The organism is Bradyrhizobium manausense, from assembly GCF_018131105.1.
Classification (GTDB): Bacteria; Pseudomonadota; Alphaproteobacteria; order Rhizobiales; family Xanthobacteraceae; genus Bradyrhizobium; species Bradyrhizobium manausense_B.
The window spans coordinates 283,306-308,609 of record NZ_JAFCJI010000002.1 but is presented as its reverse complement, the minus strand read 5'-3'; the positions used below and the strand labels follow the sequence as shown (position 1 = coordinate 308,609).

Annotated in this window: 23 protein-coding genes; 11 read left to right on the top strand and 12 right to left on the bottom strand. The window is 63.5% G+C overall.

The window, feature by feature from the left end; genetic code table 11:
• Positions 1 to 193: 193 nt before the first annotated feature.
• Positions 194 to 403 carry a hypothetical protein gene (locus JQ631_RS21745; protein WP_212329000.1) on the top strand — a complete coding sequence of 70 codons (210 nt, stop codon included), beginning with the start codon at positions 194 to 196 and terminating at the stop codon, positions 401 to 403.
• Between the two features lie 75 nt (positions 404 to 478).
• Positions 479 to 1,951 carry a carboxylesterase/lipase family protein gene (locus JQ631_RS21740; protein WP_212328999.1) on the top strand — a complete coding sequence of 491 codons (1,473 nt, stop codon included), beginning with the start codon at positions 479 to 481 and terminating at the stop codon, positions 1,949 to 1,951.
• 7 nt (positions 1,952 to 1,958) lie between these two features.
• Here the strand turns inward: JQ631_RS21740 and JQ631_RS21735 are convergent, their stop codons facing one another.
• Positions 1,959 to 2,138, bottom strand: a complete 180-nt coding sequence (locus JQ631_RS21735; RefSeq protein WP_212328998.1) for a hypothetical protein — start codon at positions 2,136 to 2,138, stop codon at positions 1,959 to 1,961.
• A 160-nt stretch (positions 2,139 to 2,298) separates the two neighbouring features.
• Between JQ631_RS21735 and JQ631_RS21730 the strand changes: the two genes are divergently transcribed.
• The gene (locus JQ631_RS21730) at positions 2,299 to 3,093 is read left to right on the top strand and encodes a DODA-type extradiol aromatic ring-opening family dioxygenase (RefSeq protein WP_212328997.1); all 795 of its coding nucleotides are present in this window, start codon (positions 2,299 to 2,301) and stop codon (positions 3,091 to 3,093) included.
• 113 nt (positions 3,094 to 3,206) lie between these two features.
• Here JQ631_RS21730 and glgA read toward each other — a convergent pair whose 3' ends face one another.
• Together glgA and glgC are read right to left on the bottom strand one after the other, a co-directional pair.
• A complete protein-coding gene (gene glgA, locus JQ631_RS21725) occupies positions 3,207 to 4,658 on the bottom strand; it encodes a glycogen synthase GlgA (RefSeq protein WP_212328995.1) in 1,452 nt (483 codons plus the stop codon).
• Positions 4,655 to 5,917 carry a glucose-1-phosphate adenylyltransferase gene (glgC, locus tag JQ631_RS21720; RefSeq protein ID WP_212328993.1) on the bottom strand — a complete coding sequence of 421 codons (1,263 nt, stop codon included), beginning with the start codon at positions 5,915 to 5,917 and terminating at the stop codon, positions 4,655 to 4,657. Before glgC ends, glgA begins: the two co-directional genes overlap by 4 nt.
• A gap of 313 nt (positions 5,918 to 6,230) precedes the next feature.
• Here glgC and JQ631_RS21715 point away from each other — a divergent pair, with 313 nt between their 5' ends.
• From JQ631_RS21715 to JQ631_RS21700, 4 genes are all read left to right on the top strand, one after another.
• Positions 6,231 to 6,665, top strand: coding sequence for a hypothetical protein (locus JQ631_RS21715; RefSeq protein WP_212328991.1), 435 nt, complete (start codon positions 6,231 to 6,233; stop codon positions 6,663 to 6,665).
• 361 nt (positions 6,666 to 7,026) lie between these two features.
• Positions 7,027 to 7,872: a CmcJ/NvfI family oxidoreductase gene (locus JQ631_RS21710; RefSeq protein WP_212328989.1), complete on the top strand. Its 846-nt coding sequence runs from the start codon at positions 7,027 to 7,029 to the stop codon at positions 7,870 to 7,872.
• A gap of 104 nt (positions 7,873 to 7,976) precedes the next feature.
• A complete protein-coding gene (locus JQ631_RS21705; RefSeq protein ID WP_212328988.1) occupies positions 7,977 to 8,291 on the top strand; it encodes a septal ring lytic transglycosylase RlpA family protein in 315 nt (104 codons plus the stop codon).
• 44 nt (positions 8,292 to 8,335) lie between these two features.
• Positions 8,336 to 9,505 (top strand): Gfo/Idh/MocA family protein, encoded by a 1,170-nt coding sequence (locus tag JQ631_RS21700; RefSeq protein ID WP_212328987.1) that lies wholly within the window; start codon positions 8,336 to 8,338, stop codon positions 9,503 to 9,505.
• A gap of 324 nt (positions 9,506 to 9,829) precedes the next feature.
• Here JQ631_RS21700 and JQ631_RS21695 read toward each other — a convergent pair whose 3' ends face one another.
• Positions 9,830 to 10,009, bottom strand: coding sequence for a hypothetical protein (locus tag JQ631_RS21695; RefSeq protein WP_212328986.1), 180 nt, complete (start codon positions 10,007 to 10,009; stop codon positions 9,830 to 9,832).
• Positions 10,010 to 10,395: 386 nt separating this feature from the next.
• Complete coding sequence (locus JQ631_RS21690) at positions 10,396 to 11,706, bottom strand: ABC transporter substrate-binding protein (protein ID WP_212328985.1); 1,311 nt, start codon at positions 11,704 to 11,706, stop codon at positions 10,396 to 10,398.
• A gap of 451 nt (positions 11,707 to 12,157) precedes the next feature.
• On the opposite strand from JQ631_RS21690, the gene JQ631_RS21685 reads away from it, so the two are divergent.
• The 4 genes from JQ631_RS21685 (at position 12,158) to JQ631_RS21670 (ending at position 16,961) form a co-directional block, all read left to right on the top strand.
• On the top strand, positions 12,158 to 13,288 hold the full coding sequence (locus tag JQ631_RS21685; protein WP_212328984.1) for a sugar ABC transporter substrate-binding protein: 1,131 nt from the start codon (positions 12,158 to 12,160) through the stop codon (positions 13,286 to 13,288).
• A 64-nt stretch (positions 13,289 to 13,352) separates the two neighbouring features.
• Positions 13,353 to 14,900: a sugar ABC transporter ATP-binding protein gene (locus JQ631_RS21680; protein WP_212328982.1), complete on the top strand. Its 1,548-nt coding sequence runs from the start codon at positions 13,353 to 13,355 to the stop codon at positions 14,898 to 14,900.
• Positions 14,893 to 16,005 (top strand): ABC transporter permease, encoded by a 1,113-nt coding sequence (locus JQ631_RS21675; protein ID WP_212328981.1) that lies wholly within the window; start codon positions 14,893 to 14,895, stop codon positions 16,003 to 16,005. Before JQ631_RS21680 ends, JQ631_RS21675 begins: the two co-directional genes overlap by 8 nt.
• Positions 16,002 to 16,961 (top strand): ABC transporter permease, encoded by a 960-nt coding sequence (locus JQ631_RS21670; RefSeq protein WP_212328979.1) that lies wholly within the window; start codon positions 16,002 to 16,004, stop codon positions 16,959 to 16,961. The genes JQ631_RS21675 and JQ631_RS21670 overlap by 4 nt, the downstream gene beginning before the upstream one ends.
• Positions 16,962 to 16,969: 8 nt before the next feature.
• On the opposite strand, the gene JQ631_RS21665 is transcribed toward JQ631_RS21670, so the two are convergent.
• The 7 genes from JQ631_RS21665 to JQ631_RS21635 form a co-directional block, all read right to left on the bottom strand.
• The gene (locus JQ631_RS21665; protein ID WP_212328977.1) at positions 16,970 to 17,872 is read right to left on the bottom strand and encodes an SMP-30/gluconolactonase/LRE family protein; all 903 of its coding nucleotides are present in this window, start codon (positions 17,870 to 17,872) and stop codon (positions 16,970 to 16,972) included.
• 177 nt (positions 17,873 to 18,049) lie between these two features.
• On the bottom strand, positions 18,050 to 19,288 hold the full coding sequence (locus JQ631_RS21660; RefSeq protein WP_212328975.1) for an ABC transporter substrate-binding protein: 1,239 nt from the start codon (positions 19,286 to 19,288) through the stop codon (positions 18,050 to 18,052).
• 39 nt (positions 19,289 to 19,327) lie between these two features.
• Complete coding sequence (locus tag JQ631_RS21655) at positions 19,328 to 20,809, bottom strand: ATP-binding cassette domain-containing protein (protein ID WP_212328972.1); 1,482 nt, start codon at positions 20,807 to 20,809, stop codon at positions 19,328 to 19,330.
• Positions 20,809 to 21,735 (bottom strand): branched-chain amino acid ABC transporter permease, encoded by a 927-nt coding sequence (locus JQ631_RS21650; RefSeq protein ID WP_212328970.1) that lies wholly within the window; start codon positions 21,733 to 21,735, stop codon positions 20,809 to 20,811. Before JQ631_RS21650 ends, JQ631_RS21655 begins: the two co-directional genes overlap by 1 nt.
• Position 21,736: 1 nt before the next feature.
• Positions 21,737 to 22,612, bottom strand: a complete 876-nt coding sequence (locus tag JQ631_RS21645; RefSeq protein WP_212328968.1) for a branched-chain amino acid ABC transporter permease — start codon at positions 22,610 to 22,612, stop codon at positions 21,737 to 21,739.
• Between the two features lie 103 nt (positions 22,613 to 22,715).
• Positions 22,716 to 23,960 carry an ABC transporter substrate-binding protein gene (locus tag JQ631_RS21640; RefSeq protein ID WP_212328966.1) on the bottom strand — a complete coding sequence of 415 codons (1,245 nt, stop codon included), beginning with the start codon at positions 23,958 to 23,960 and terminating at the stop codon, positions 22,716 to 22,718.
• Between the two features lie 223 nt (positions 23,961 to 24,183).
• On the bottom strand, positions 24,184 to 25,287 hold the full coding sequence (locus JQ631_RS21635; protein WP_212328964.1) for an NAD(P)/FAD-dependent oxidoreductase: 1,104 nt from the start codon (positions 25,285 to 25,287) through the stop codon (positions 24,184 to 24,186).
• Between the last annotated feature and the right edge of the window lie 17 nt (positions 25,288 to 25,304).

Below are 25,304 nucleotides of genomic sequence, written 5' to 3'. Positions count from 1 at the left end.
CTGCAGGCTCGGCTTGTCATCAGAGCAAGTGCAATCTTCGGTAGTCGCTTTGCGGCATCATCGTGGTGGCGCGAACCCTGCTTCAATGCACGCATCGCGATGCACAATGGCCGTGATTGCCCGGTCTAATCATGGACGTTCCGTCTGTGTATGCTTGCGGTTACTAGCCACGCGTACCGACCGACCAGGCGTCATGACAGAGTTGAGTGAGCGAACCAAAGCCAACATGGACGTCGTCCTGGAGGAGACGTGCCGCCAATTGCCGCATGGCGGCGATCATGACAGCCGCAGGTTCATTGCCGAGCGCCTGATCGAGGCGGCGGAATCCGGCCACTCCACCCTCGGCGAGCTCGGCATCATCGCGCGGCGTGCGCTCGCGGAGATCATTGCCAAAGGCGGCTAGCACCGCAGACCTTGCCTCCCAGCGAGCCGCAGACGTAACCTGCCGGGAAACCTTTCCGCACCTCGAGACTCCAAGATGCGGCGGCTGTTGACGCTCGTTGTGGCCTCTTCATTTCTCTGCTGCGCCGGTCCTGCCGTCGCGCAGGCGGTCGGTCAGTTTCCGTTTGCATTGACGCGCGAAGGCCAGATGCTCGGCGCCGTCGAGGGCGAGGTGGCGTCGTTCAAGGGCCTCGCTTATGCAGCGCCCCCGGTCGGCGGCCTGCGCTGGCGTCCGCCGCAGGCCTTGCCCGAGAGCTCGGAGATGAGCATGGCCTACGACTATGCCGCGCCCTGTCTCCAGCCGTTGCTGCCGGCCGCGCGCGAGGATTGCCTCACGCTCAACGTGTTTCGTCCCTTCGGCGTCGACGGGCCGCTGCCGGTGATGGTGTTCTTTCATGGCGGCGGTTTCGTCACCGGCACCGCCAATGATCCGCTGTTCAACGGCGCAAGGTTTGCGCAGGCCGACCTCATCGTCGTCACCGTGAACTATCGTCTCGGCGCGCTCGGCTGGCTCACGCATCCGGCGCTGTCGGACAGCGGCTCCGGCAATTTCGGCTTGATGGACCAGATCACGGCACTGCGCTGGGTGCACGACAACATCGCTGCCTTCGGCGGCGATGCGAACAACGTCACGCTGTTCGGCAATGGTGCCGGTGCGACATCGATCGCGCTGCTGATGCTGTGTCCCCGATCGCGCGATCTCTTTCAGAAGGCCATTCTGCAATCGGTGCCCGGCCGTGCTCGCCTGCCGTCGTCGCAGGAGGCCGTTGCAACAGGCCAGCAGTTTGCAGCCGCGCTCGGGCAGGCGGCGGATTTGCGCGCCGTCACGCCGGCGCGTCTGCTTGCCGCTGAAAAGCGCCTGCTGGAGAAATCGCCGCGCAGCTTTACGCCGACGATGGATGGACACCTGGTGACGGAAGACATCGCCGCGGGGTTTGCGGCAGGACACGAGAGCCGCATTCCCCTGATCATCGGCTCGAATGACGACGAGACCCGCTTCGACAGCGAGCTGGAGGTCAAGGACGCGCTGTCGTCCTCCACCGAGAGTTCCGACGAGCTGCGCAAGCTCTATCCGAATGCCGCCAAACCATCGGACCTTGCAGCGAGCTTCTACACCGACAAGGTCTTCTCCGAGCCGGTGCGGATGCTTGCCCGGCTTCATGCCGCAACCGGGGCACCCACGTTCCGCTATCGCTTCGCCTATGTGCCGGAAGCCCGGCGCGGCAATCCCGACGCGGGCCACGGGCGCGAGTTGCAGTTCATCTTCGGTGTGGAGGGCGTTCCCGGTGCGGGAATCTTCTCGCGACGTGATCGCGAGGTCGCAAACCGCATGCGGTCCTACTGGATCAATTTCGCGAAGAGCGGCGATCCCAACGGCGCCGAGCTGCCGCGATGGGATGCGGCCGCGGATCGCGATCATCTGCTGCTGATCGCAAACGATCACATCGCGAGCGGCGACGATCCCTGGTCCGAGCGTCTCGACCGGGTCGCACGCGAGAACAAGAAATGAAGTGGACTTAGGCCGCGAGCTCGACGCGCGGCGCCGGGCTCAGCCGGTCTTCCTCGAGGTAGTCCATCACGCCGTCCTTCTCGACGGCATAGAACTGCTGGCCTTCCTTCGACCGGTAGGCGGCACGGACGACGCCGCGGCGGCCCTTGTCACTGTTGACGACGTCCCCCAGCGCAAACTTCTTCATCTCACGTCTCGCTCGTCTTCTGGCCGATTCCTTCGACCACGGCGGGAGTGTGGGAGGTAAATCGTTAACGACTTGCTAACCATACCGGTTTGCCTATGCTCGCCGCCGATCGCGCGGGCGTTTAACCCGCGCATGCTGACTTTGAAACGAGCCGACACACATGACGCGATTTCCGACCCTGTTCCTGTCCCATGGCGGCGGCCCCTGGCCCTTCATGGAGGACCGGCGGGTGCAATATGCCAAGACCGCCGCGGAGTTCGGCCGGCTGCCGCAACTTCTCCCTGAAAGACCGAAGGCGGTGCTGGTCATCACCGGCCATTGGGAAGCCGACGCCTTCACCGTGTCGACCTCGGCGCATCCGCCGATGGTGTACGACTATTACGGTTTCCCCGAGCATACCTATCACATCACGTACCCGGCGCCGGGCCAGCCCGAGTTGGCCGCGGAGGTGAGGGCGCTGCTCAAGCATGTAGGTCTCGATTGCCGGGAAGATCCCAATCAGGGGTTTGACCACGGCACCTTCGTGCCGCTCGGCCTGATGTATCCGAACGCCGACATGCCGATCGTGCTGCTGTCGCTGAAGTCGAGCTATGATGCGGCCGAGCACATCAAGGTCGGGCAGGCGATCGCCTCGCTCCGCGACGAAGGCGTTCTGATCGTCGGCAGCGGGCTCACCTATCACAACATGCGCGGGTTTGGACGCGCCGAGTCCAAGCCCGTCTCGTATGATTTCGAGGCCTATCTGAACGAGGCGATCGGCAATCCGGATGTTGCGCGCCGCAACGCGATGCTGGTCGACTGGGAGAATGCGCCGAGCGCCCGTCTCGCCCATCCCCGCGAGGACCATCTGCTGCCGCTGATGGTGGCGGCCGGCGCCGCCGGCAGCGACGTCGGCAAGCGTGTCTTCGTCGACGAGGTCGCAAATGTCGCGATGGCGTCGTATATGTTTGGATGATGACTCTTCCTTCTCCTCTCCCGTAAGCGGGAGAGGCCTAGCAAACCCGCAGACAATCTTCATGAAATCCATATGCGACCGCTCTGCCGCATACGGAGAGAGGCGAAGAAACGTCAGCTACGCCGGGACGCCGTCAGGCTGCGATAGAGCGCGGCATACTCGCCGGCGCGGTTGCGCCAGGACACGTCGGTCGCAAGGCCGCTCAATTGCAGCCGCCGCCAGGTTGCCTTGTTGTGAAAGGCTGCATTGGCTTTCCGCAGCGTTCCGGCGAAGGCGTCTGCCGTCACCGGACCGAATTTGAAGCCGGTGGCGTCACGTCCGGTTTCGTCGATGTCGACGATGGTGTCTTCGAGGCCGCCGACGCGGGAGACGATGGGGACTGCGCCGTAGCGCAGCGCGCAGAGCTGGGTCAGCCCGCACGGCTCGAACCGCGAGGGCACGAGCAGCGCATCGGAGCCGGCCTGGATCAGATGCGCGAGAATCTCGTCGTAGCCGATCAAGACCCCGATGCGCCCGGGGTTGGCGCGCGCGGCGGCCTGATAACGATCCTGGAGATCGCGGTCGCCGCTGCCGAGCAGCGCGAGCTGCATGCCTTCTTCCAGGATCGTCGGGATGGCCTCGAGCAGGAGGTCGAGGCCCTTCTGCCAGGACAGCCGGCTGATGACGCCGAGCAGCGGCGCTTCGTCGGAGGAATCGAGATTGAATTGCTGCTGAAGCACCGCCTTGTTCGCGGACCGGAACGTCAGGTCCTGCGCGCCGAAGCGATAGGCGATATGCGCATCAGTTTGCGGATTCCAGACCTCGGTGTCGATGCCGTTGAGGATACCACTCAGCACGCTGGAGCGCTCGCGCAGCAGGCCGCCAAGCCCCATGCCGCCTTCGTCGCTCTGGATCTCATGTGCATAGGTCGGCGACACCGTGGTGATGCGATCGGCGAGTTGCAGGCCGGCTTTCAGGAAACTGATGCCGCCGAAATATTCGAGGCCGTGGACGTCGAACGAGGCATCCCGGGGCAGGCCGATCGTTCTTGCCAGATCGCGGTCGAACTTGCCCTGATAGGCCATGTTGTGAATGGTCATCACCGTGCCCGGCCGCGGCCCGCCGTCATAGTGCAGATAGGCCGGCGCGAGCCCGGCTTGCCAGTCATGGGCATGCACCACATCAGGAACGAAGGCTCGGGCGAGACCGTGGCCGATATCAGCCGCGACGCGCGACAGCGCTGCGAAGCGCACGCCGTTGTCGGGCCAGTCGACGCCCTCGGCTGTGACGTATGGGTTGCCCGGCCGCGCATAGAGATGCGGCACGTCGAGCACGAACAGATCGAGCCCGTCGTATGAGCCGGCGAGCAACCGGCCCGGGCCGCCGAAATAATCCGGCCAGCGCCGGATCTCATCCGCGCCCGAGAGCAGCCGCATCACATCAGGATAGCCCGGCATCAAGGTGCGCATCTCGACGCCGTGCGCCTTCAGCGCAATCGGCAACGCGCCGGCGACGTCCGCGAGGCCGCCGGTCTTGATGATGGGATAGACTTCAGAAGCGACCGCGAGGACGCGTACAGGCGTCATGTATTGAGCCTGTCGATCATCGGCTGGGTGACGAGCGAGATGCCCTGTTCGGTTGTGCGGAAGCGTTTGGCGTCAAATTCCGGATCCTCGCCGATGACGAGTCCTTCCGGAATCTCCACGCCGCGGTCGATCACGACGTTCTTCAGCCGCGCGCCGCGGCCGACACTGACGTAAGGCATGATCACGGCGTTCTCGACATTGGCATAGGAGTTGATGCGCACGCCGGTGAACAGCAGCGAGCGGCGCAGCGACGCACCGGAGATGATGCAGCCGCCCGAGACCAGCGAGCTCACCGCCTGGCCGCGCCTGCTCTCCTCGTCGTGGACGAACTTGGCGGGCGGCGTGATCTCCGCATAGGACCAGATCGGCCATGCACGGTCGAACAGATCGAGCTCCGGCACCACGTCGGTGAGGTCGATATTGGCGGCCCAATACGCATCGACTGTGCCGGCATCGCGCCAATAGGCGCGGGGGTCGCTGCCCGAGCGCACGCAGGAGGTCGAGAACTGGTGCGCGATGGCACGGCCGTTCTTGACGATATACGGGATGATGTCCTTGCCGAAATCGTGGTTCGAGTTCGGGTCCTCGGCGTCGCGCTTGAGCTCGTCGAACAGGAATTTCGAATTGAAGACATAGATGCCCATGCTGGCGAGCGAGACGTCAGGCTTGCCCGGCATCGGCGGCGGATCCTTGGGCTTCTCGAGGAACTGCTGGATCCAGCCGTTCTCGTCGATATGCATGATGCCGAAACCGGAGGATTCCGCACGCGGCATTTCGAGACAGCCGACCGTGACGTCGGCGCCGCTGTCGACGTGCTGCCGCAGCATCACCTCGTAATCCATCTTGTAGATGTGATCGCCGGCCAGCACCACGATGAAGCGCGCATTGTGCGACTCGATGATGTCGATGTTCTGGTAGATGGCGTCCGCCGTGCCGACATACCACATGTTCTCGGAGACACGCTGGCTTGCAGGCAGGATGTCGAAACTCTCGTTACGTTCGGGACGGAAGAAATTCCAGCCCATCTGCAGATGCCGGATCAGGCTGTGCGCCTTGTACTGGGTGGCGACCGCGATACGGCGGATGCCGGAGTTCACCGCGTTGGACAACGCGAAATCGATGATGCGGGATTTGCCGCCGAAATAGACCGCGGGCTTGGCGCGCCGGTCGGTCAATTCCAGCAGCCGGCTGCCGCGACCGCCGGCCAGGACAAATGCCAACGCCTGGCGGGCAAGCGGCTCATTTCCGGCGGCACTCATGGTCATCCTCCCACTCGACTGGCGCAAGCTCAGGCCTTCGCGAAGAGCCTCCCGGCCGCGCACGATTGCAACCGATAGTAACGGTACGAATGGTAAATCGGGAAGGTGCTTGTTGGTTGCGACGCGTCGGAAGCTTAACGCTTTGCCGCGGCGTGATACCCCCTTCAGCGTCGTCGTCGGCCGGTCATAATTGAGGCATGTGCGGCCGTCTTGTGCGCTGCACGCGAAATTCGGGGCTTTGACTTGGCGCCAGGATGCAAGATCATGGCTGGCGATGCTTTTCCGAACGAAACGTCAGACAGGGAGTGAGACGATGAGTATCTGGAAAATGGCAATTGCCTGCTCAATGACGGTCGGGGTCATGGCCGGCCAAATCGGGCAGGCCTCAGCCGCACCGATGCCGACCAATGTCGCGACCATGAAGGCCGCGGCCGGCGATGATGTCACGCAGGTCTATTGGCGCGGCCGTGGTTGGGGCTGGGGTTTCGGCGGCCTTGCGGCCGGCGCAATCATCGGCAGCGCCATCGCCGCCGCGCCATACGGTTACGGATATGGCGGCGGACCTTATTATGGTGGCGGCTATGGCTATCCGGGCTACGGCTATGGTTATGCGCCGGCCTATTATGGCTACGGTTACGGGCCGGCCTATCCGCGATACTATCGGCCCTATCGCCCGTATTACGGTTATCGCTATGGCTACTACCGGCCCCGGGCTTATTATCGTCCCTACTACCGTCATTATTGGTGATCGCTCAGGCCTGAACGGCGCTCGCAACAGATAGAGCGACAGCCACACGGTCAGCGGTGCAGCGCATTGTCCTGCTCCGCGGAGCCGCGACTTGTGCCGCATATATAGTTTTTGATCGGGCGGAGCCCGGCCCAGCAGCGCATCACTGCGTGATGCTCTGCGTCCGGGACACGAGATCTCACAGGGCTTTCAAGCACCCGTGAAGTGTGCGAGGCACATTTCAACTCAACCGGCTTCTTCGAAACATTCCTTCTGCGTTCCGAGCCTGAGACAATACCTTCATTGCTATTTGCATCAGCTCCCTTGCGGCCCGCTGCACGTCGTCAAAAATCATTCGGACGACCACATCGGGAGACCGGCCATGGGCCTGCAAGAAACAAAAATCGAATCGCTTCCCTTCGTTACCGCCGAACTCAACTACCTCGCGCCTGTTTCCGGCAAGCCACGAACCTACGCTTTCGATCCGCCGCCGGGCGAACCCAAGAGCACGTCGCTGCCGGAGCCGCATCGGGTCCCCATCTTCGATGCGCGCCTGATCACTGAAAATTTCTCGCTGGATCGCGAAGGCTTCGCGCTCGTGCGCCACCCCAACCAGGTCAAGGATTTTTACAACGACGAGGAAATCCGCACCGTCTACTATCCCGCCGTCGAGGCGTTTCTTCGCGCGACGCTGAAGGCCGACCGGGTTGTCATCTTCGATCACACCGTGCGCAAGCGCGTCGAAGGCGCTCCTGACATTCGCGATGGTGGTCCGCGCCAGCCCGCAACGCGCGTCCATGTCGACCAGACCGCCGTCTCCGGCGCCAACCGGGTGCGTGAGCATCTGCCTGACGAGGCCGAAGAGTTGCTCAAGGGCCGCGTGCAGGTGATCAATCACTGGCGGCCGATCCGTGGTCCGTTGCGCGATTCACCGCTCGCGATGGCCGATGGCACGACTGTCGCGCCCGAGGATCTCGTCGCTTCGGATCTGATCTATCCCAATCGCCGCGGCGAGACCTATTCCGTGAAATACAATCCGGATCATCGCTGGTTCTATTTTCCGGAGATGACGGTGGACGAGGCGCTGCTGCTCAAATGCTACGACTCGGCAACCGATGGCCGCACGCGCTTCGGGCCGCACACCGCCTTCGTCGATCCAACCACACCGGTCGACGCTCCACCTCGCGAGAGTATTGAGGTTCGGGCCCTGGTCTTTCACAAACAGTAACAATGTGTGATGGCACTGCCGGGCATCGCCCCGGCAGTGTTGTGGAACCTTCTGGAACCAGACGACGTTGCAGCGCCGGGCAGGGCCAACCGGGGAGTGGTGCCGTGCGAGCGCAGCCGACACTCTTGTTTTGTCTGACCACTTTGTCGCTTTCTGCATTTTCCGTCGCCCACGCTGAAAGCGGACTTGCCTCATATTATGGATATGGGAAGGCCGGCAGAGGCGGCGAACTGACCTGTGCGCACCGGACGCGCCCGTTCGGCAGCGTGCTGAGAGTGTCCTATAGCGGACGCACCATCCAATGCCGCGTCAATGATCGCGGTCCCTTCATCCGCGGCCGCATCGTCGATCTCTCTGTGCCTGCCGCCCGGGCACTCGGCATGATGAGCGCGGGCGTGGTGCGGGTCTCGGTGGAATAGCTTCGCCTTCGGGCTATAGTGCCGCCCAAAAGCAAGGGGGCACTATGGCCAGGATCAGGGTTGGACTCGTCGGCTGCGGCTTCGTGTCGGAGCTGCATATGTATGCGTTCCGGCGGGTCTATGGCGTGGATGTCGAGGTGACGGCGGTCGCCGCGCGCGGCGATCACGTCGTCGAGTTTGCCGCCCGTCACAACGTCCCGCGCGTCTATCGCAGCTTTGCGGAGCTGATCGCCGACGCCGAGATCGATGTCGTCGACATCTGCACGCCGCCCAATCTTCACGCCGAGATGATCGTCGCCAGCATGCAGGCCGGCAAGCACGTCATCTGCGAAAAGCCCTTTGCCGGCTATTTTGGTCGGGACGGCGACAAGCGGCCGATCGGCAAGCACGTGCCGAAGGCGCTGATGTATGAGCGCCTCATCGAGGAGATGGACCGGACCCGTGCCGCGATCGAGCGAACCGGAAAACTCTTCATGTATGCCGAGGACTGGATCTACGCGCCGGCGGTGACCAAGACCGCCGAGATCCTCAAGGCGACGAAAGACAAGATTCTGTTCATGAAGGGTGAGGAGAGCCATTCCGGCTCGCATGCGGCGCATGCCGCGCAATGGGCGATGACTGGCGGCGGCTCGCTGATCCGGATGGGCTGTCATCCGCTTTCGGCCGTGCTCTATCTCAAGCAGGTCGAGGCGCGCGCGCGAGGGGAGAAAATCAATGTTGCCAGCGTGACCGGCGATGTCGGCAATGTCACCGCAAGCCTCAAGCCGGAAGAGCGCAGCTACATCAAGGCCAATCCTGTTGATGTCGAGGATTGGGGCACGCTGACGGCGACCTTCTCCGACGGCACCAAGGCCAGCGTGTTCTCCGGCGACATGATCATGGGCGGCGTGCGTAATCTGATCGAGACCTACACGTCAGGCGGCTCACTGTTCGCCAACATCACCCCGAACAATCATCTGATGAGCTATCAGACGAACGAGGAGAAACTCGCGAACGTCTACATCACCGAGAAGGTCGACCGCAAAACCGGCTGGCAATATGTCTGTCTCGAGGAAGAATGGACGCGTGGTTATCTCCAGGAAATCCAGGATTTCATGGAGTGCGCCGCCACGGGCCGGCAACCGCTATCGGACCTCGCGCTGGCCTACGAGACGATCAAGGTCAACTACGCCGGCTACTGGGCGGCGGAAGAGGGGCGCAGGGTGGTATTGTAGGGCGACACTGCTGGCTCGCTGCAATCCTTGTCTCCTTGTGGGAGAAGGTGGCGCGAAGCGCCGGATGAGGGGTATCCATCTGCGAATTCAAATCGAGAGATGTGCTCGCGGAGACAACCCCTCACCCGTCTCGCCGCCGCGCGGCAAGCACCCTCTCCCACAAGGGAGAAGGGAAGTGCAAAGCCCTACCACGCTCCGACGGCCATCATCACGACGATGGTCAGGCAAGACAGGCAGGCAATCGACGCAGCATAGAATTCGGGCGTATTCAATGTTGCCTCCTGAGATTGGACTACCTTTGAAAATATTGTTGCCGCGACGTCATTATTCCCGCGTGCGCTTCAATTCGGCTTCGTGTTGCGGGTCGACCCCATCCGGGGCGGCGGGATCGTCGTCCGGCAGAAAATGGTTGGGATGTTTACCCGTGAGCAGAAGCTGCTTGCGCATCTCGGCAAGGCGGGCACGGCAGAATTCCTTGTAGAGCAATTCGAATATGGCGGGCATTGTCACCCCCATCATTGGAATTCGCGTTCTGAATTCTGATCCGCGCTGGACGGCTTCGAAATGCGAGCCGGTTTGCCGTCTATGCCAAGGCCAAGCGCGATTGGCTGATAGGCTTGTACGTACGAAACGAAGCGGCCGCTAGTTATCCAGTTCACACTTTGGGAAGCTTTTGTTTCAAAAGGACTATGTGTCGCAACCAGCATGAGTTGCCCGCTGGTCGAAAATCCAACTACAGCGCGAAAATGATCACCACTGGATGCAATTGACTTCAGTTGCAACGCGACGAGCAATGGGGTCTGGCGTCCGCGCCAAGCACACCGCCGCGGGCGACCGTCCTCTCTCGCGAGGAGAGAGGATGCGTTGCGTGTCAGCCTGATGTCAGCTCGCTAGGTGCCGTAGGTCGACCCCTTCGGCAATGGGAATACCGGGTCCTGCGTCCGGATGTTCGTCGGCCACACCACGGAGATATGCTCGCCCGAGTTCTGCATCACCACCGGCGTCGAGCGCTCGTTCTGGCCGGAGAGCGGCGTGCCAGGCGGGAAGAATTTCACGCCGTAGCCCTGGATGGTGCCGCCGGGTGGGATGTCGACGTCGAGCGCGGCCTTGCGGATCGCCTCCGGTTCGAAGCTGCCGTACTTCTCCTTGGCCACCGGCAGCACGTTGTTGAGCAGCACCCAGGTCTGGTTGAAACCCATCGAGCAGTGCGGCGGCACGTCGGTGGCACCGGTCTTGGCCTGGTAGCGCGTGACCATGGTCTTGATCAGGTCGCCCATGCCGGGCGCAAGCTTCGACGGATCGAGCAACTGTGCCGGTACCGGATCGATGTTGCAGAAATTGTCGATGTCGGTGCCGAAAGTCGCCCGCAGCTTGTCGAGCTGGCTGTAGCCGGCGCCGTTACCAAACAGCATCTTGAAGCGCAGCCCGCTCTCGCGCGCCTGTCGCAGCAGCAGGGTGATGTCGGGGTTGTAACCGGCATGCGAGATCACGTCGGCTTTGGCGCGCTTGAGCTTGGTGACGAGCACCGAAAGATCGGGAGCCGATGCCGAATAGCCTTCCTTCAGCACGATCTGAAGACCGGCTTCCTTGGCATAAGCTTCGTCCGCCGCCGCGACGCCGACACCATAAGGTCCATCCTCGTGGATCAGCGCGATCTTGACGTCCTTTGGCTCCATTCCAAGCTTGGCCTTGGCGTGCTCGCTCATGAAACCGGCAAAGGCCTGGCCGTACTGGTCGGAGTGGATCTGCGCGCGAAACACATATTGCAGGTTCTTGTCCTTGAACACGGCGGTCGACACCGCGGTCGTGATCCAGAGGATCTTCTTCTGCTGCTCGACCTTCGCCGCCATCGGCACGGCATGCGCGCTGGAATAGACACCGTTGATGATGTCGATCTTTTCCTGGCTGATCAGGCGCTCGGCCTCGTTGATGGCGACGTCGGCCTTGCTCTGGGAGTCGGCGGGGACGGACACGATCTTGGTCTTGCCGCCGATGCCGCCCTTCTCGTTGACGAGATCGATGGCGGTCTGCGCGCCGATCGAGGAGGCGACCGAGCCGCCCGCGGCGAACGGTCCGGTGAGATCGTAGATCAGGCCGATGCGCAAGTTCTCGGCTTGCGCCTGGGCCCGGGTCCAATCGAGGCTGAGTGTGGCGGCGGCAGCCGCCGTACCCTTCAGCAGCTGCCTGCGTGAAGTCGGCATCCTATCCCTCCCTCCGGTCAGTCGTTTGCGACTGGTCTCTTATTTTTTGGCGAGTATTTGGAGGGCGTGCACGAAAGTCAACATGCGCCGCACCAGGCCATTCGGGCACGCAGCCGATCATGATCGCGTCAGCATTTTTCCCTGAGTATCATTCTTTTGCGCTGCGCTGTCCCTTGGTTGGCGATCATTCAACCGCGACGCATCGGGCCGGCCGAACATCCGCTTGTCATGCGTGTGTTTTCAGCTTCGGCGCGACGCCGGATCGTCTCCCGCAATTGTGATGGTTTTGCTCCTCGTGTTCGCAGCGCGGCAGCGCCCGTGACCGGCATTCGGCTTGTGCGCATCGGAGGTTGCGTGCCATCCTAGCTCGGTGAATTGCACGGGAAGCTCAATTCCCGGCTCGGCCATGCGCCGCTTTAAGGGTGGAACACAAAAGCTCAGGAGAAGTGATATGGTGTGGACGCTTCGTTTTACGGGGCTCGCTTGCGTTGGCCTGTTGCTGTCCTCGGTCAGCGCCCTCGCAGGGCCCAAGGTCGTATCCGGTCCGGGCGCCGATCCCGCCTGCTTCAAGCCCTGGTCGTCCCAAACCAAGTTCTTCCAGTGGGACAAGAAGCCCGGCCCCTACAAGATCGCCCTCGTCAACGGCTTCGTCGGCAACACCTGGCGCATCCAGATGGTGAAGACGGCAAAGGCCTTCGCCGCGCAGCCGGGCATCAAGGAGAATATCAAGGAGTTCAAGGTCGTCTCGACCGGTACCGATGTTGCAGCGCAACTCGGCGCGATGGAGGACTTCATCAACCAGGGCTTTGACGCCATCGTCACCATCGCGGTGGCCCCTGACGGCTTCGACCGCATCATCCGCCTCGCCGACAAGAACAACGTGGTCGTGGTGCCCTTCGACAACGTCCTCGACACCGACAAGGTGATGATGGTCAACGAGGACCAGAAGGAAATGGGCCGCATGTCGGCGAAGTGGATCATCGATGAAAGCGGCAAGAAGAGCGGCGACATCCTCGAGGTCCGCGGCCTGCCGGGCAATTCGGTCGACCGTGACCGCCATCTCGGCTTCCGCGAGGTGATGGAAGGAGCGGGCAACAGCTTCAAGATCACCGAAGTGGTCGGCAATTGGGACACCGGCACCTCGCAGAAGGTGACGGCGGACGCGCTTGCCGTGCACGGCCATTTCGATGGCGTGTTCACGCAAGGCGGCTCCGACGGCACCGTTCAGGCCATGATGGCGGCGAAGCACCCCTTCGTGCCGATGTCGGGCGAGGGCGAGAACGAATACCGCAAGCAGATCGCCGATCACGCCAAGGACGGGCTCAAGGGCATGTCCTACGGCCAGTCCCCGGCGCTGGTCGCCATCGCCACCAAGGCGGCGATCTCGGCGTTGCAAGGCAACATCATGCCGCAGCTGATCTCGATCCCGATTCCGGTTGCGACCTACAAGGATCTGAAGCCCGGCACCAATTACTGGCCGGACCTCAACGCAAACTTCTTCGCGCCGAACCAGTTCACGCCCTGTGGCGTCAACTTCACGGCGCCGGAGATCATGTCGCAGAGCGAAAAGAACACCCAGTGAGAGCACTGGAGATGTCACGGTTGCGGCCCGGCCTTCGCCGGGCCGCGGCTGCGTGAGCCGCGCCATGCCGGATGCCGTCCTGACCCAATCCGCCTTCCTCACCCTGTCCGGAATCTCCAAGCGCTACGCCGGCGTGCGCGCGCTCGAGGGCGTCGACTTCGCCTGCGAGCGCGGCAAGATCCATGCGGTGCTGGGCGAGAACGGCGCCGGCAAGTCGACGCTGATCAAGATCATCGCCGGCGTCGTCCAGCCCGATACCGGCACCATGCGTCTCGGTGGATCCGATGTGAGCTTCGCGACGCCATCGGCCGCCAATGCAGCCGGCGTCGTCTGCATCTTCCAGGAATTGTCGCTGATGCCCGACCTCTCGGTCGCGGACAACATCTCGATCTCGTCACCGCCGCGCCGTTTCGGCCTCATCGACGCACGGGCACAGCGCCGCCGTGCCGAGCAGCTGCTGGCCGAGATCGGCTGCGAGGACGTCAATCCCCTGATGCGCGTGCGCGATCTGCCGCTGTCGCGCCGCCAGGTGGTGGAGATCGCCAAGGCGCTCGGCAAGAAGCCGCAGCTCCTGATCCTCGACGAAGCCACATCGGCCCTGACCAGCGCCGACGTCGAGAAGGTGTATGCCATGCTGGCGCGGCTCAAGGCCGAGGGCGTCGCCATTCTCTACATTTCGCACCGTATGCACGAGGTCGAGGCGCTCGCCGACCGCGCCTCCGTGTTCCGCAACGGACGCCATATCGAAACCTTCGACAAGGGCAGACGCTCGACCGCCGATATCGTTCAGCTCATGATCGGGCGCGACATCGCGACCCAATATCCGCCCAAGCCCGCGCGGGAAGCGTCGAGGCCGGTGCTTGATATCGAGAATTTGAGCTGGGACAGACACCTCGATCGCATCTCGCTGCGCGTCGGCGCCGGCGAGATCGTCGGCCTCGGCGGACTCGACGGCCAGGGTCAGAAATCGCTGCTGCTGGCGCTGTTCGGCGTGCTGCGCGGCGTCTCCGGGCAGATCACCGTCGAAGGCCGCGAAGTGCGCGCGGCTTCGCCGGCGGCGGCGAAGTCGGTCGGCATCGCGCTGGTGCCGGAGGATCGCAAGACCGAAGGCCTGATGCTGCCGATGTCGATATCGGACAATCTGGTGATTGCCTCGCTCGACGCGATCTCGACCGGACCACTGGTCGACCGCGCGCGAGAGACCGAGGCGATCAAGCGCGCCATCGCGCGGCTGCAGATCAAGATCGGTGCGCCCGGCGACGCGGTCTCTACGCTCTCCGGCGGCAACCAGCAGAAGGTCGTTCTCGCCAAATGGCTGATGACAAATCCCCGCATCATCCTGCTCAACGATCCCACGCGCGGCATCGACGTCGGCACCAAGCAGGAGCTTTACCGGCTGATGCGCGAGCTGGCCGACCAGGGCGCTGCCATCCTGTTCTACTCGACCGACTATGACGAGCTGATCGGCTGCTGCGACCGGGTGGCGATCATGTATGACGGGCGCATCGTGCGCGAGCTCGAAGGCAACGAGCTCACCGAGACCAACATCATCGCGAGTGCGCTGAACATCGACGCCGCGACGCCGGATGCTGCCGGAGCAATCCATGCTTGATGATATCGCCATCAGGGTTCGCCAGAACATCGGCATCGTCACCGCCGTCCTGTTGTTCACCATCCTCTACCTGCTCTACAATCTCGCCCACCCCAAGGGCTTCTCGTCCGCGGTTCTGGTGCAGAACGGCGATGAGATCTTTGCGCTGGCCATGCTGGCGATGGCCCAGACCGTGCCGGTGCTGGCCTCGGGGCTCGATCTTTCCGTGGGCGCCGTCATGACCATGGTGGGTTGTTTTGCCAGCTATCTGCTCACGGGCGTGGCGGGCGGCACTCCGTTGCACCTCGAGATATTCGGCCTGCATATCGGCCTCGGCACCTTTCCCGGCGGGGTGAGCGGCATCCTGCTCGGGATCGTCGTGTGCCTCGCGACCGGCGCGCTAGCCGGGTTCATCAACGGCTGCGTCGTCGTTTATGGACGGATCCAGCCGATCATCGCGACGCTCGCGACCGGCGCGGTCTATATCGGCATCGCGCTGTTCCTGCGGCCGACGCCGGGCGGCAAGATCGACGAGGATCTCAACTGGGCGCTGACCAACTCGCTCGGAGATTTTGCTTCGACCGTTCATATCTTCGACGACGGCGCCGCGAGCTGGTTCGCGCCGGTGGCCTGGATCCCGGTGCCCTTCGTGCTCCTTGTGCTGATCGCGCTATTGGTCTGGGTGCCGTTCCGCCGCTCCGTGCTGGGCCGCGCCGTCTATGCGGTGGGCTCGGCTGAGGGCGCCGCCTACATGTCCGGCCTTCCGATTGACCGCGCCAAGATCGCGGCCTTCACGCTCGCCGGCTTCTTCGCCGGCTGTGGCGGACTTTTCCTGGCCATCCAGACATCGTCAGGCAATGCCGACATCCCGCAGGCCGGCGCCTATACGCTCAACTCGATCGCTTCGGTCGTCATCGGCGGGACCTCGCTGCTCGGCGGAACCGGCAGCGCGATCGGCTCCATCTTCGGCGCCATGGTGCTGCGCGTCATCTCGTTCTTCTTCCGCATCTTCGACATCGCGCCGCTGCTGCAGCCGCTGTTCGAGGGGCTGATCCTGCTGGGGGCGGTCAGCATCGGCGCGCTCGGCGTCCTGCGCGTCAAGAATACGCTGGAGTTGTTTCGATGACGACCGCGTCCCTCGGACTCTCCCGCGACGACCGTCCGATCCTGATCGCGGCGTTGTTCATCCTCGTCATCCTCATCGCCGGCACGGTCTACACTTTCGCCCGCTTCGGCAGTGCGCCGCTGCTGTCGCCGACCTATCTGTTGCAGCAGCTCCAGATCGGAGCGTTCCTCGGCATCGTGGCTGCCGGGATGATGATGGTGATCCTGATCGCCCAGATCGACCTGTCGGTGCCGTGGACGCTCGCCGCGGCGGCCATGATGGCGACGTCGATCGGCGGGCCGCTCGCCATTCCGGTCGGGCTCGGCGTTGGCCTGCTGGTCGGTCTCATCAACGGCATCGGGGTCGCTTATCTGCGCGTGCCCTCGATGATCTTCACCCTCGGCGTCAACGCGGTGATGCGCGGCCTGATGGTCGCGCATACCGGCGGCTACGCCCCGCAGACCGCCGCCACCGATTTGATGCGAATGCTTGCCGGCGATCGCACGTTCGGCATCCCCAACGCCCTGTTCGTCTGGGCCGCCGTGTCGGTGCTCGTCACGATTATCCTCCAGCGCACGGCACTCGGACGTTACGTCTATGCCATCGGCAACAAGGAGGCGGCCGCCTATCTCGCCGGCGTCGACACCCGCCGCATCACCGTGGTCTGCTTCGTGCTCTGCGGTCTCGCCGCTGCGCTCGCCGGCGTCCTGCTCGCCGGCTACTCCACCAAGGCCTATCAGGGCATGGGCGATGCCTATCTGCTGCCGTCGATCGCGGCGGTCGTGATCGGCGGCACCAACATTCTCGGCGGCCGCGGCCGCTATCTCGGCACGCTGATCGGCGTCGTGCTGATCGTGCTGCTCAACAGCGTGCTGTCGATCATGGACATGCCCGAGGCCGGCCGCCAGGTGATCTACGGCCTCGTCATCATCTTCATGCTGCTGGTCTACGGCCGCGGTGAACGTGTCACGAGCTGACCGCTGTTTTAAACCGCCGCCCGCGTGTTGAGATAGATCGAGTACAGCGACGTCTGGCCGCAAATGTAGAGGCGGTTGCGGCGCGGGCCGCCGAAACAGACATTGGCGACGATCTCGCCGATCGGAATCGTGCCGATATGGGCGCCGTCCGGCGCGTAGCAGAACACGCTGCGGCCCGCCGACGTCCAGATGTTGCCATGGAGGTCGACACGGAAGCCGTCATAGAGCCCGTCCGGGCAGGTCGAGAACAATGAGGCTTCCCCGACCGTCTGTCCCCGAACGTCATAGGACCAGATCGTCGGCGGCAACCCGCGGACATGCGTCGCACCGGTGTCGGCGACATAGAGCCGGCTCTCGTCCGGCGAGAAGGCCAACCCGTTCGGCTGCACCCGGTCGGACACCACGCGCGTGATGGCACCGGAGCTGCCGTCGATCCTGTAGACGTTGGAGGCGCCGATCTCGGACGGGCTTTGCTGCCCTTCATAATCGCTGTCGATGCCGTAGGTCGGATCGGAGAACCAGATCGAATTGTCCGATTTGACCACGACGTCGTTGGGCGAATTCAGCCGGTGGCCCTCGAACGCATCTGCCAGCACGGTGGTCGAGCCATCGTGCTCGGTCCGGGTGACGCGCCGCATGAAATGCTCGCAACTGACCAGCCGGCCCTGGCGATCGGTGGTGTTGCCGTTGGAGTTGAAGCTCGGCGAGCGGAATACCGACACCGATCCGTCGGTCTCGTCGAACCGCATCATCCGGTTGTTCGGAATGTCGGACCAGATCAGGTAGCGCCCGGCTGGAAAGTAGGCGGGGCCCTCGGCCCAGCGACAATCGCCATTGGTGAGCTTCTCGAGATTGACATGGCCGAAGACCAGTCGATCGAAGCGGGGGTCGTGGGCGACATAGGGGAGCATGCGTCCTCCTTGATGAGCCGCAGATTCTTAGGCTGCCTGCGTGCGGCCTTACTGTGATCGACCCTGCCGAATTTGCAAGGTGCTTCACTCCAAGGGTGCGTCAAGCGCGTACGCAAGAACGACAATGCCCGGGCCATGCCCGGGCATTGCGCGTTTGCGGAGCCGCCCTTCCAATATTTACTGCGACAGCTTCACGAAGTTCGGAAACTTCAGCTTGCCTTCCGCGATCTTTTCCGGCCAGACCACGACCTGCTTCTGGTCCTGCCACTGGAAGACGAGGCCGGTGACCGCGCCGGGGCCGGACTTGATGCCGTGGGTGAACTCGTCGTCCTTGCCGTAGAACTTGATCTGGCCGATCGTGCCCTCGAAGTCGGTCTTCTCCATCTCCGCGACCATCTTGTCCGGATCGGTCGAGCCGGCGCGCTTGATCGCGTCGGTGATGATGTAGACCTCGTCATAGGCGGTGTAGCCGGTATAGGCGGGCGGCGTGCCGAACTTGGCCTTGAAGGCCGCCGCGAACGGTTTTGTCTTCGACGTAACCGCAACGTCAGGCGTCGCAACCGCCAGCGACGGCACGCCGTCGGCAGCGCCATTGGTGTCCTTCCAGAAGGTCGGGCTCAGCGCCTGCGCGCTGATGCCGAACATCGGGATCGGCACCTGCTGGTTCTTCCACTGCACCGTCGGCTGCACGCCGACATGCGAGATGCCGGTGACGATCACGTCAGGCTTCTTGGCTTCCATGTTGTTGAAGATCGGCGTGAAGTCGGTGGTATCGGGCGAGAAGCGCACATGCTCGACGACCTTCAAGCCCGCCTTGGGCAGGCAGGCCTCGTAGCCGACGTCGAGCGGCTTGGTCCAGGCGGCGTCCTCGCTCATGATCGCGACGGTCTTCATGTGCATCTTGTCGACGAGCAGGTCCTTGGCGGCGTCGCAGACGAGTTGCGCTTGCGAGGCTGACGTCAGATAGCCGTGGAAAGTGTACTTGTTCTTCTCGTAGTCATTGTGGATCGCCTTGGTGATCTCGTTCGAAGCGGCGCCGGGGGTGATCAGCGGCATCTTCAGCCGCGCAGCCCACGGCTCGAGCGCCAGCACGACCTCGGAAATGTAGCTCGCGATCACCGCGGAGACCTTGTCCTCGCTCACGGCGCGCTGGAACGCGCGCACCGAGTCAGCCGAGGAGCTCTTGTTGTCATAGGTGACGATCTCGATCTTGCGGCCGAGGATGCCGCCCTTGGCGTTGATCTCGTCTGCGGCGATCTGCGCGCCGCCGGGCGTCGCTGCACCCGCGATCGACTGCACCTCGGCGATGACGCCGATCTTGATCGGATCGTTCGACTGCGCGTAGGCAGGGGCGGCGAGGCACAACGCCAGCGCGGAGGTGAGGAGGGCAGAGCCCAGAACCGTCGATGATCGCATGGTCGTTTCCCTTTCGTTTTTCTGTTGTTGATGCGCGACTTAGAGAAAATCGGCGCCGGCTTCCGCGGCGAAGCGGCCGGGATCGCCCTCCCAGACGATTCTTGCGTGCTCCAGCACATAGACGCGGTCGGCGTGCGGCAGCGCGAAGGTCACGTTCTGCTCGCCGAGCAACACCGTGATCGACGTGGTCTGCCGCATCCTCTCCAGCGCCTTGGACAACAGCTCTAGGATGACGGGGGCAAGCCCGAGCGTCGGCTCGTCAAGGATCAGGATCTGGGGCTGCATCATCAGCGCGCGACCGATCGCGAGCATCTGCTGCTCGCCGCCGGAGAGCGTCTGTGCCAGCTGACCCTGGCGTTCTTTCAGGATCGGGAACAGCTCGAACAGCCAGGCGAGCTGCGCGGCGCGCTTGTCGTCATCGAGATGTTGTCCGCCGAGATCGAGGTTCTCCCGCACACTCATCTCGCCGAACAGCTCGCGCGATTCCGGGCATTGGACGAGGCCGCTGCGCGCGATCTTGGCCGGGCTGGTGCCGCGCAGCTTTTCGCCGCCGCGGATGATCTCGCCGCTATAGGGCAAGAAGCCGGAGATGGTGTTGAACAGCGTGGTCTTGCCGGCGCCGTTGAGGCCGACGATCGAGACGAACTCGCCCTCGTGGATGTGGATCGAGACGTTCTCAAGCGCCTGCGCCTTGCCGTAATGGACGCTGACATTCTCGACCTGGAGCAGCGGCACCTTGTCCTTGAAGCTGGTCTCGGGCCGCGCATGGGTCTCGAGCGCGCCGCCGAGATAGACCCGCCGCACGGTCTCGTTCTTCATCACGTCCTCGGCCTTGCCGGTGACGATCTCTTCGCCGAGATACATCGCCAGCACGCGGTCGACCAGTGCCGCGACGCTCTTGACGTTGTGGTCGACAAGCATCACCGCGCGGCCTTCGTCGCGGAAGCTGCGGATCAGGTCGGAGAACACGTCGACCTCGGCGCGGGTCAGGCCGGCGAAGGGCTCGTCGACCAGCACCACCTTGGGATCGCGCGCGATGGCTTTTGCGAGCTCGAGCCTTCGCAAATCGGCGAAGGGCAGCGTCGGCGGGCGGCGGTTCATCACGGAGCCCAGGCCGACGCGGTCGGCGATCCATTTCGCGCGCTCGACCAGCGCCTTGTCCGGAAACAGCATGAACAGGCTGTCCGGCAACAGCGCCACCATGATGTTCTCGAGCACCGTCTGCCGGTTCAGGGGCCGCGAGTGCTGGAACACCATGCCAAAGCCCTTGCGCGCAATCTTGTGCGCGGGCAGGCCGGCGACATTCTCGCCCTCGAAGATCACGTCGCCTGCGGTCGGGCGCTCGATGCCCATCACGCTCTTCATCGCGGTGGATTTGCCCGAGCCGTTGGGCCCGATCAGGCCAAAGATCTCGCCGCTGTTGACCTCGAAGCCGAGGTTCTTCACCGCCGTCAATCCACCGAAGCGTTTGGTCAGGCCGCGCACTTCGAGCACGGGCCGATTTGAAAGCTTCTGATCCATTACGAGCGAGCCTCGCGCGAGAGGGCCGCTCCGAGGAAGCCGCCGGGGAAGAACAGAACGACGAGGAGAGCCACCGCCGAGACGATGAAGGTCGCAAGCTCGCCGGTCGGGCGCAGGAATTCGCCGGCGACGATCAGGAAGATCGCGCCGAGCGCTGCGCCGAGCACGGTGCGCCGGCCACCGAGCACGGCCGAGACGATCACGTTGACGCCGACCGCGACGTCGACGACGGTGCCGACCGAGGCGGTGCCGAAATAGAACACCAGCAGCGCGCCTGATAGCCCCGAGAAGAACGCGCTGACGATGAAGGCGGCGAGCTTGTGCTTGACGATGTTGAAGCCGAGCGCGCCGGCCTGCACCGGATCCTGGCCGCTTGCTTGCAGCACGAGACCAACAGGCGATTGCGACAGGCCGTAGAGGATCGCCGCCGAGATCGTCATGAAACCGAGCGCGATCCAGTAGTTCGCTCCGGCATTGATGGTGATGACGTCGGGGATGGTGAGGCCGATCTCGCCGCCGGTGAGATCGGCGAACACGACGACGAAATTCTGCAGCATCAGGACCGCGACCAGCGTGGTCAGGCCGAAATACGGCCCGCGCACGCGTAGTGCCGGCAGCGCCAGCACCAGGCCGGCGACGACGGAGGCGAGCGCGCCCAGCACGATGCAGAGATAGACCGACCAGCCGAACTGGGCATTGAGAATGCCGGCGGTATAGGCGCCGACACCGATCAGGAAGGTCGGGCCGAAATTGACTTCGCCGGCGAAGCCGAACAGCAAGTCCCAGGCCATCGCGAACACGCCGAAATAGAACGCGACGGTGAGAAGCCCGAGCACATAGCCGGAGACATAGAGCGGCAGCGTGGCTGCGATGACGACGAGCGCCAGCGAGACGAAGAACAGGCGCGAGGTAAAGAAGCTCGCCATCTCAGCGCCTCCCCAGAAGGCCCTGGGGCCGGATGTACATCACGAACACGAGCAGCAGCAGCGCCGGAATGGTGCGGTAGGCCGGCGAGACCAGATAGGCCGTCAGCGTTTCGAGATAGCCGACCACGAAAGCGGCGATCAGCGAGCCGGAGACGCTGCCGAGGCCGCCGAGCACCACGATCGAGAACGCGCTCGCGGTCAGCGGTCCCACGCTGTAGGAGCTGACGCCGAGGAACATGCCGAGCAGCACGCCGGCAATGCCGGCCAGAATGCCGTAGATCGCCCATACCACGATGTAGATGTTGGTGAGCTCGAGTCCGAGCAGGGTGACGCCGCGCGGGTTCATCGAGGCCGCCAGCACCGCCTTGCCGGTGCGGGTGCGGTTCACCAGCAGCCACAGCAGTCCGATCACGAGGCAGCACACGATCGCGGTGAAGATCTCGTTTCTCGGCGTGCGAACGCCGAGGATCTCCACCACGCCCTCGACGATCGGCAGCACCGTCTTGGCGTTGTTGGTGAAGAAATAGGCGATCAGCTCCTGGATCATGATGCCCCAGAGCAGCGTGCCCGTGAGGACGAAGATCTCCTTCTCCTCATTCGGGATGCGCCGGGAGTCCTGAATGGGCTTCACCACCGCAAAGTAAGTGGCGAACGCCGTGAGCAGGGCAACGCCGACCCCGATCAGCGCACCGGCATAGGTACCGACGCCGAGGATGCTGGCCGCGGCCCAGGCCGCCACCGCCGCCGCCACCATGATGGCACCGTGGGAGAGATTGAGCACGCCGGAGACGCCGAAGATCAACGTGAAACCGGTGGCGCCGAGTGCGTAGAGAGCGCTGATGGCAAAGCCATCGATCAGAATCTGGAAAGCTCGCATTGATTGATGGCCGCGTGGCAGTCAGCTGCCGCTTTGAGGGAAGTTGCTGCGGAGCGCCGCAAGTGGAAGCTCCCGGGAGGTGGTCCCGGGAGCATTTCCTGTCCTAGTTGCTGAGCTTGATGAAGCTCGGGAACTTGATGTCGACCTTGGCGACGTCCTTGGGCCAGACCGCGCTCTGCTTGCCGTCCTGCCATTGCAGCATCAGCCCGGTGATCAGGCCCTTGCCGTACTTGATCGAGTGCGTGAACGGATCGTCCTTGCCGTAGAACTGGACGCGGCCGATCGTGCCTTCCCAGTCGGTCTTTTCCAGCGCATCGACCAGCTTGTCGGCATCGGTCGAGCCGGCCCGCTTCACCGCATCGGCGATGTAATAGACCTCGTCATAGGCGGTGTAGCCGGCATAGGACGGATAATTGCCGTACTTCTTCTTGAAGTTTTCCGCGAACGGCACCGACTTCGGCGTCACCGCGACGCCGGGACCGGAGACGCCCTGGTAGAGCACGCCTTCGGCCGCCTGGTTGGTGTCCTTGGCGAAGGTCTCGTTGGTGGCCTGCGACGAGATCCCGAACATCGGGATCGGCACCTGCTGGTTCTTCCACTGCACCGTCGGCTGCACGCCGACATGGGAGATACCGGTGATGATCACGTCGGGCTTCGAGCCTTCGATCTTGTTGAAGATCGGGGTGAAGTCAGTGGTATCAGGCGAGAAGCGGATGTGGTCGAGCACCTTCAGCCCGATCTTGGCCAGGCACTCCTCGTAGCCGACGTCGAGCGGCTTGGTCCAGGCGGCGTCCTCGCTCATGATGACGGCCGTCTTCATATGCAGCTTGTCGACGAGGAGATCCTTGGCGCCGTCGCAGACCGATAGCGCCAGTGCCGCCGAGGTCAGATAGCCGTGGAAGGTGTATTTGTTCTTCTCGTAGTCGGCGTGGACGCTCTTGCTGATCTCGTTCGAGGCCGCACCCGGCGTGACGAACGGCGTCTTCAGGCGCGCCGCCCACGGCTCCAGCGCCAGCACCACTTCGCTGATGTAGCTGGCAATGACCATGTTGACCTTGTCCTCGTTCACCGCGCGCTGGAAGGCACGCACTGAATCTGCCGAGGAGGAGTGATTGTCGTAGCCGATGATCTCGATCTTGCGGCCGTCGACGCCGCCTTTGGCGTTGATCTCGTCGGCAGCGAGTTGCGCGGCCTGCGGGATCGATGCGCCGGCAATCGCCTGCGCTTCGGCAATGACGCCGATCTTGATCGGATCGGCCGCAAAGGCCGGGCTTGAGGCTGCCAATAATGCGCCCGCCGCGGCCGCACCAAACGCACTTCGCAATGCACTAGTGAGTGCTTTATCCATGTTGTTCTCTCCCTTGAACCAAGCTTCTTTGAGCTATTGGGGGCGGACTATAGCGGCGAGAGAATCCTCGGCAAGTAAAACTGTATTCAGGATTGTACGTTGGGGACTAAAGTCTAGCTGCGCAAATATCCGGCTGGCGAACGGGTATTCCGCACTCAGGCATGCAGATTTCGTCGGCGGGCATGCGAGTGTATCGCAGGTGCCCGGCTGCCATCGAGCAGGCTCAGCGCGCTTGCAGCAGCGACGGATCGAGCGGCTCAAGCCGGCCCGGGCCGAATGGAGCGAGGTTCACGTCGCGCGTTCCGCCTTCTGCGATCAGCTGCGCCATGGCCTCGCCGGTCGCCGGCGCATTCAGGATGCCCCATACATTATGTCCGGTCGCGACATAGAGCGCCTCGCTCTGCGGCACCGCACCGATCAACGGCAGGCCGTCTTCGGTCACGGGACGGAAGCAGGCCTGTTGCGCGATGATCTTTTCCGGGCGGAACAGCGGCGACAGCCGTTCGGACATGGCTTGCAGGCGCGTGATCGCGTCACGCTCCGGCGTGACCGCTGCCGGGTCGAGCGGAAGCGGCGCGATATCCGAGAGGGCAGTGACATGCGTGCTGCCGTCAGCGCGTGGAAACACCTCGATCGAGACCGCGCTGCCGTCGGTTTCGCACTCCAGGAACAACGCGTCGGCCGGCACGTTGGGGCCGATATCGTAGACGATGCTCGGGCTGCGCTGGCCATAGACAGCGGGCAGGCTCATCCATTGCGCCGCGAGCAACGACCATGGCCCCATCGCGATCACGACGGCATCAGCCTCGATGATGCCGCCCTCAATCTCGACGCCCTTCGCGCGCGTCCCGTCCGCATCGCGGACGATGCCGGTGACGCGGCCAAGGCGAAGCTCGGCGCCTTGCGCGATTGCTGCGTTCATCATCGCCGACGTGAACTTTTGCGGATGAACGATCGCGGTCGTCCCGGTCGTGCCGATGCGTTGCGTGATGACGACGCCGTCACTGAGCCAGTCGCGTGCGGACGGCGTATTCCGGCGCGGATCGCCATCGGGAGCGACATAGCCGCTATAGGCGCTCATCGGACGGTGGCCCCAATCGCCCGCGATCTCCCTGGGCAATTGCGCGTGAAGTGCAAAACTGCGCCGCGCCAATGCATCGAGCGGTGTGGCCGCGCACCAGTCGCGTGCCAGGAAGCCGCCGGCCTTGCCGGAGGCCGCGGCCGCAACGTCGGTTCGCTCGATGATGACGACATCGACGCCAAGCCGGCGCAGGAAGTAAGCGGTACAGGCCCCGATCACGCCGCCGCCGCAGATTACAACGCGCATGGCTTGTCCTTCAGAGC

Coding starts and splice junctions, on each gene's coding strand:
- JQ631_RS21645 (WP_212328968.1), bottom strand. CDS start 22,612: ATGCGAGCTTTCCAGATTCTGATCGATGGCTTTGCCATCAGCGCTCTC.
- JQ631_RS21670 (WP_212328979.1), top strand. CDS start 16,002: ATGACGACCGCGTCCCTCGGACTCTCCCGCGACGACCGTCCGATCCTG.
- glgA (WP_212328995.1), bottom strand. CDS start 4,658: ATGACGCCTGTACGCGTCCTCGCGGTCGCTTCTGAAGTCTATCCCATC.
- JQ631_RS21685 (WP_212328984.1), top strand. CDS start 12,158: ATGGTGTGGACGCTTCGTTTTACGGGGCTCGCTTGCGTTGGCCTGTTG.
- JQ631_RS21735 (WP_212328998.1), bottom strand. CDS start 2,138: ATGAAGAAGTTTGCGCTGGGGGACGTCGTCAACAGTGACAAGGGCCGC.
- JQ631_RS21665 (WP_212328977.1), bottom strand. CDS start 17,872: ATGCTCCCCTATGTCGCCCACGACCCCCGCTTCGATCGACTGGTCTTC.
- JQ631_RS21710 (WP_212328989.1), top strand. CDS start 7,027: ATGGGCCTGCAAGAAACAAAAATCGAATCGCTTCCCTTCGTTACCGCC.
- JQ631_RS21655 (WP_212328972.1), bottom strand. CDS start 20,809: ATGGATCAGAAGCTTTCAAATCGGCCCGTGCTCGAAGTGCGCGGCCTG.
- JQ631_RS21635 (WP_212328964.1), bottom strand. CDS start 25,287: ATGCGCGTTGTAATCTGCGGCGGCGGCGTGATCGGGGCCTGTACCGCT.
- glgC (WP_212328993.1), bottom strand. CDS start 5,917: ATGAGTGCCGCCGGAAATGAGCCGCTTGCCCGCCAGGCGTTGGCATTT.
- JQ631_RS21740 (WP_212328999.1), top strand. CDS start 479: ATGCGGCGGCTGTTGACGCTCGTTGTGGCCTCTTCATTTCTCTGCTGC.
- JQ631_RS21675 (WP_212328981.1), top strand. CDS start 14,893: ATGCTTGATGATATCGCCATCAGGGTTCGCCAGAACATCGGCATCGTC.
- JQ631_RS21700 (WP_212328987.1), top strand. CDS start 8,336: ATGGCCAGGATCAGGGTTGGACTCGTCGGCTGCGGCTTCGTGTCGGAG.
- JQ631_RS21695 (WP_212328986.1), bottom strand. CDS start 10,009: ATGCCCGCCATATTCGAATTGCTCTACAAGGAATTCTGCCGTGCCCGC.
- JQ631_RS21745 (WP_212329000.1), top strand. CDS start 194: ATGACAGAGTTGAGTGAGCGAACCAAAGCCAACATGGACGTCGTCCTG.
- JQ631_RS21660 (WP_212328975.1), bottom strand. CDS start 19,288: ATGCGATCATCGACGGTTCTGGGCTCTGCCCTCCTCACCTCCGCGCTG.
- JQ631_RS21640 (WP_212328966.1), bottom strand. CDS start 23,960: ATGGATAAAGCACTCACTAGTGCATTGCGAAGTGCGTTTGGTGCGGCC.
- JQ631_RS21730 (WP_212328997.1), top strand. CDS start 2,299: ATGACGCGATTTCCGACCCTGTTCCTGTCCCATGGCGGCGGCCCCTGG.
- JQ631_RS21650 (WP_212328970.1), bottom strand. CDS start 21,735: ATGGCGAGCTTCTTTACCTCGCGCCTGTTCTTCGTCTCGCTGGCGCTC.
- JQ631_RS21680 (WP_212328982.1), top strand. CDS start 13,353: ATGCCGGATGCCGTCCTGACCCAATCCGCCTTCCTCACCCTGTCCGGA.
- JQ631_RS21715 (WP_212328991.1), top strand. CDS start 6,231: ATGAGTATCTGGAAAATGGCAATTGCCTGCTCAATGACGGTCGGGGTC.
- JQ631_RS21690 (WP_212328985.1), bottom strand. CDS start 11,706: ATGCCGACTTCACGCAGGCAGCTGCTGAAGGGTACGGCGGCTGCCGCC.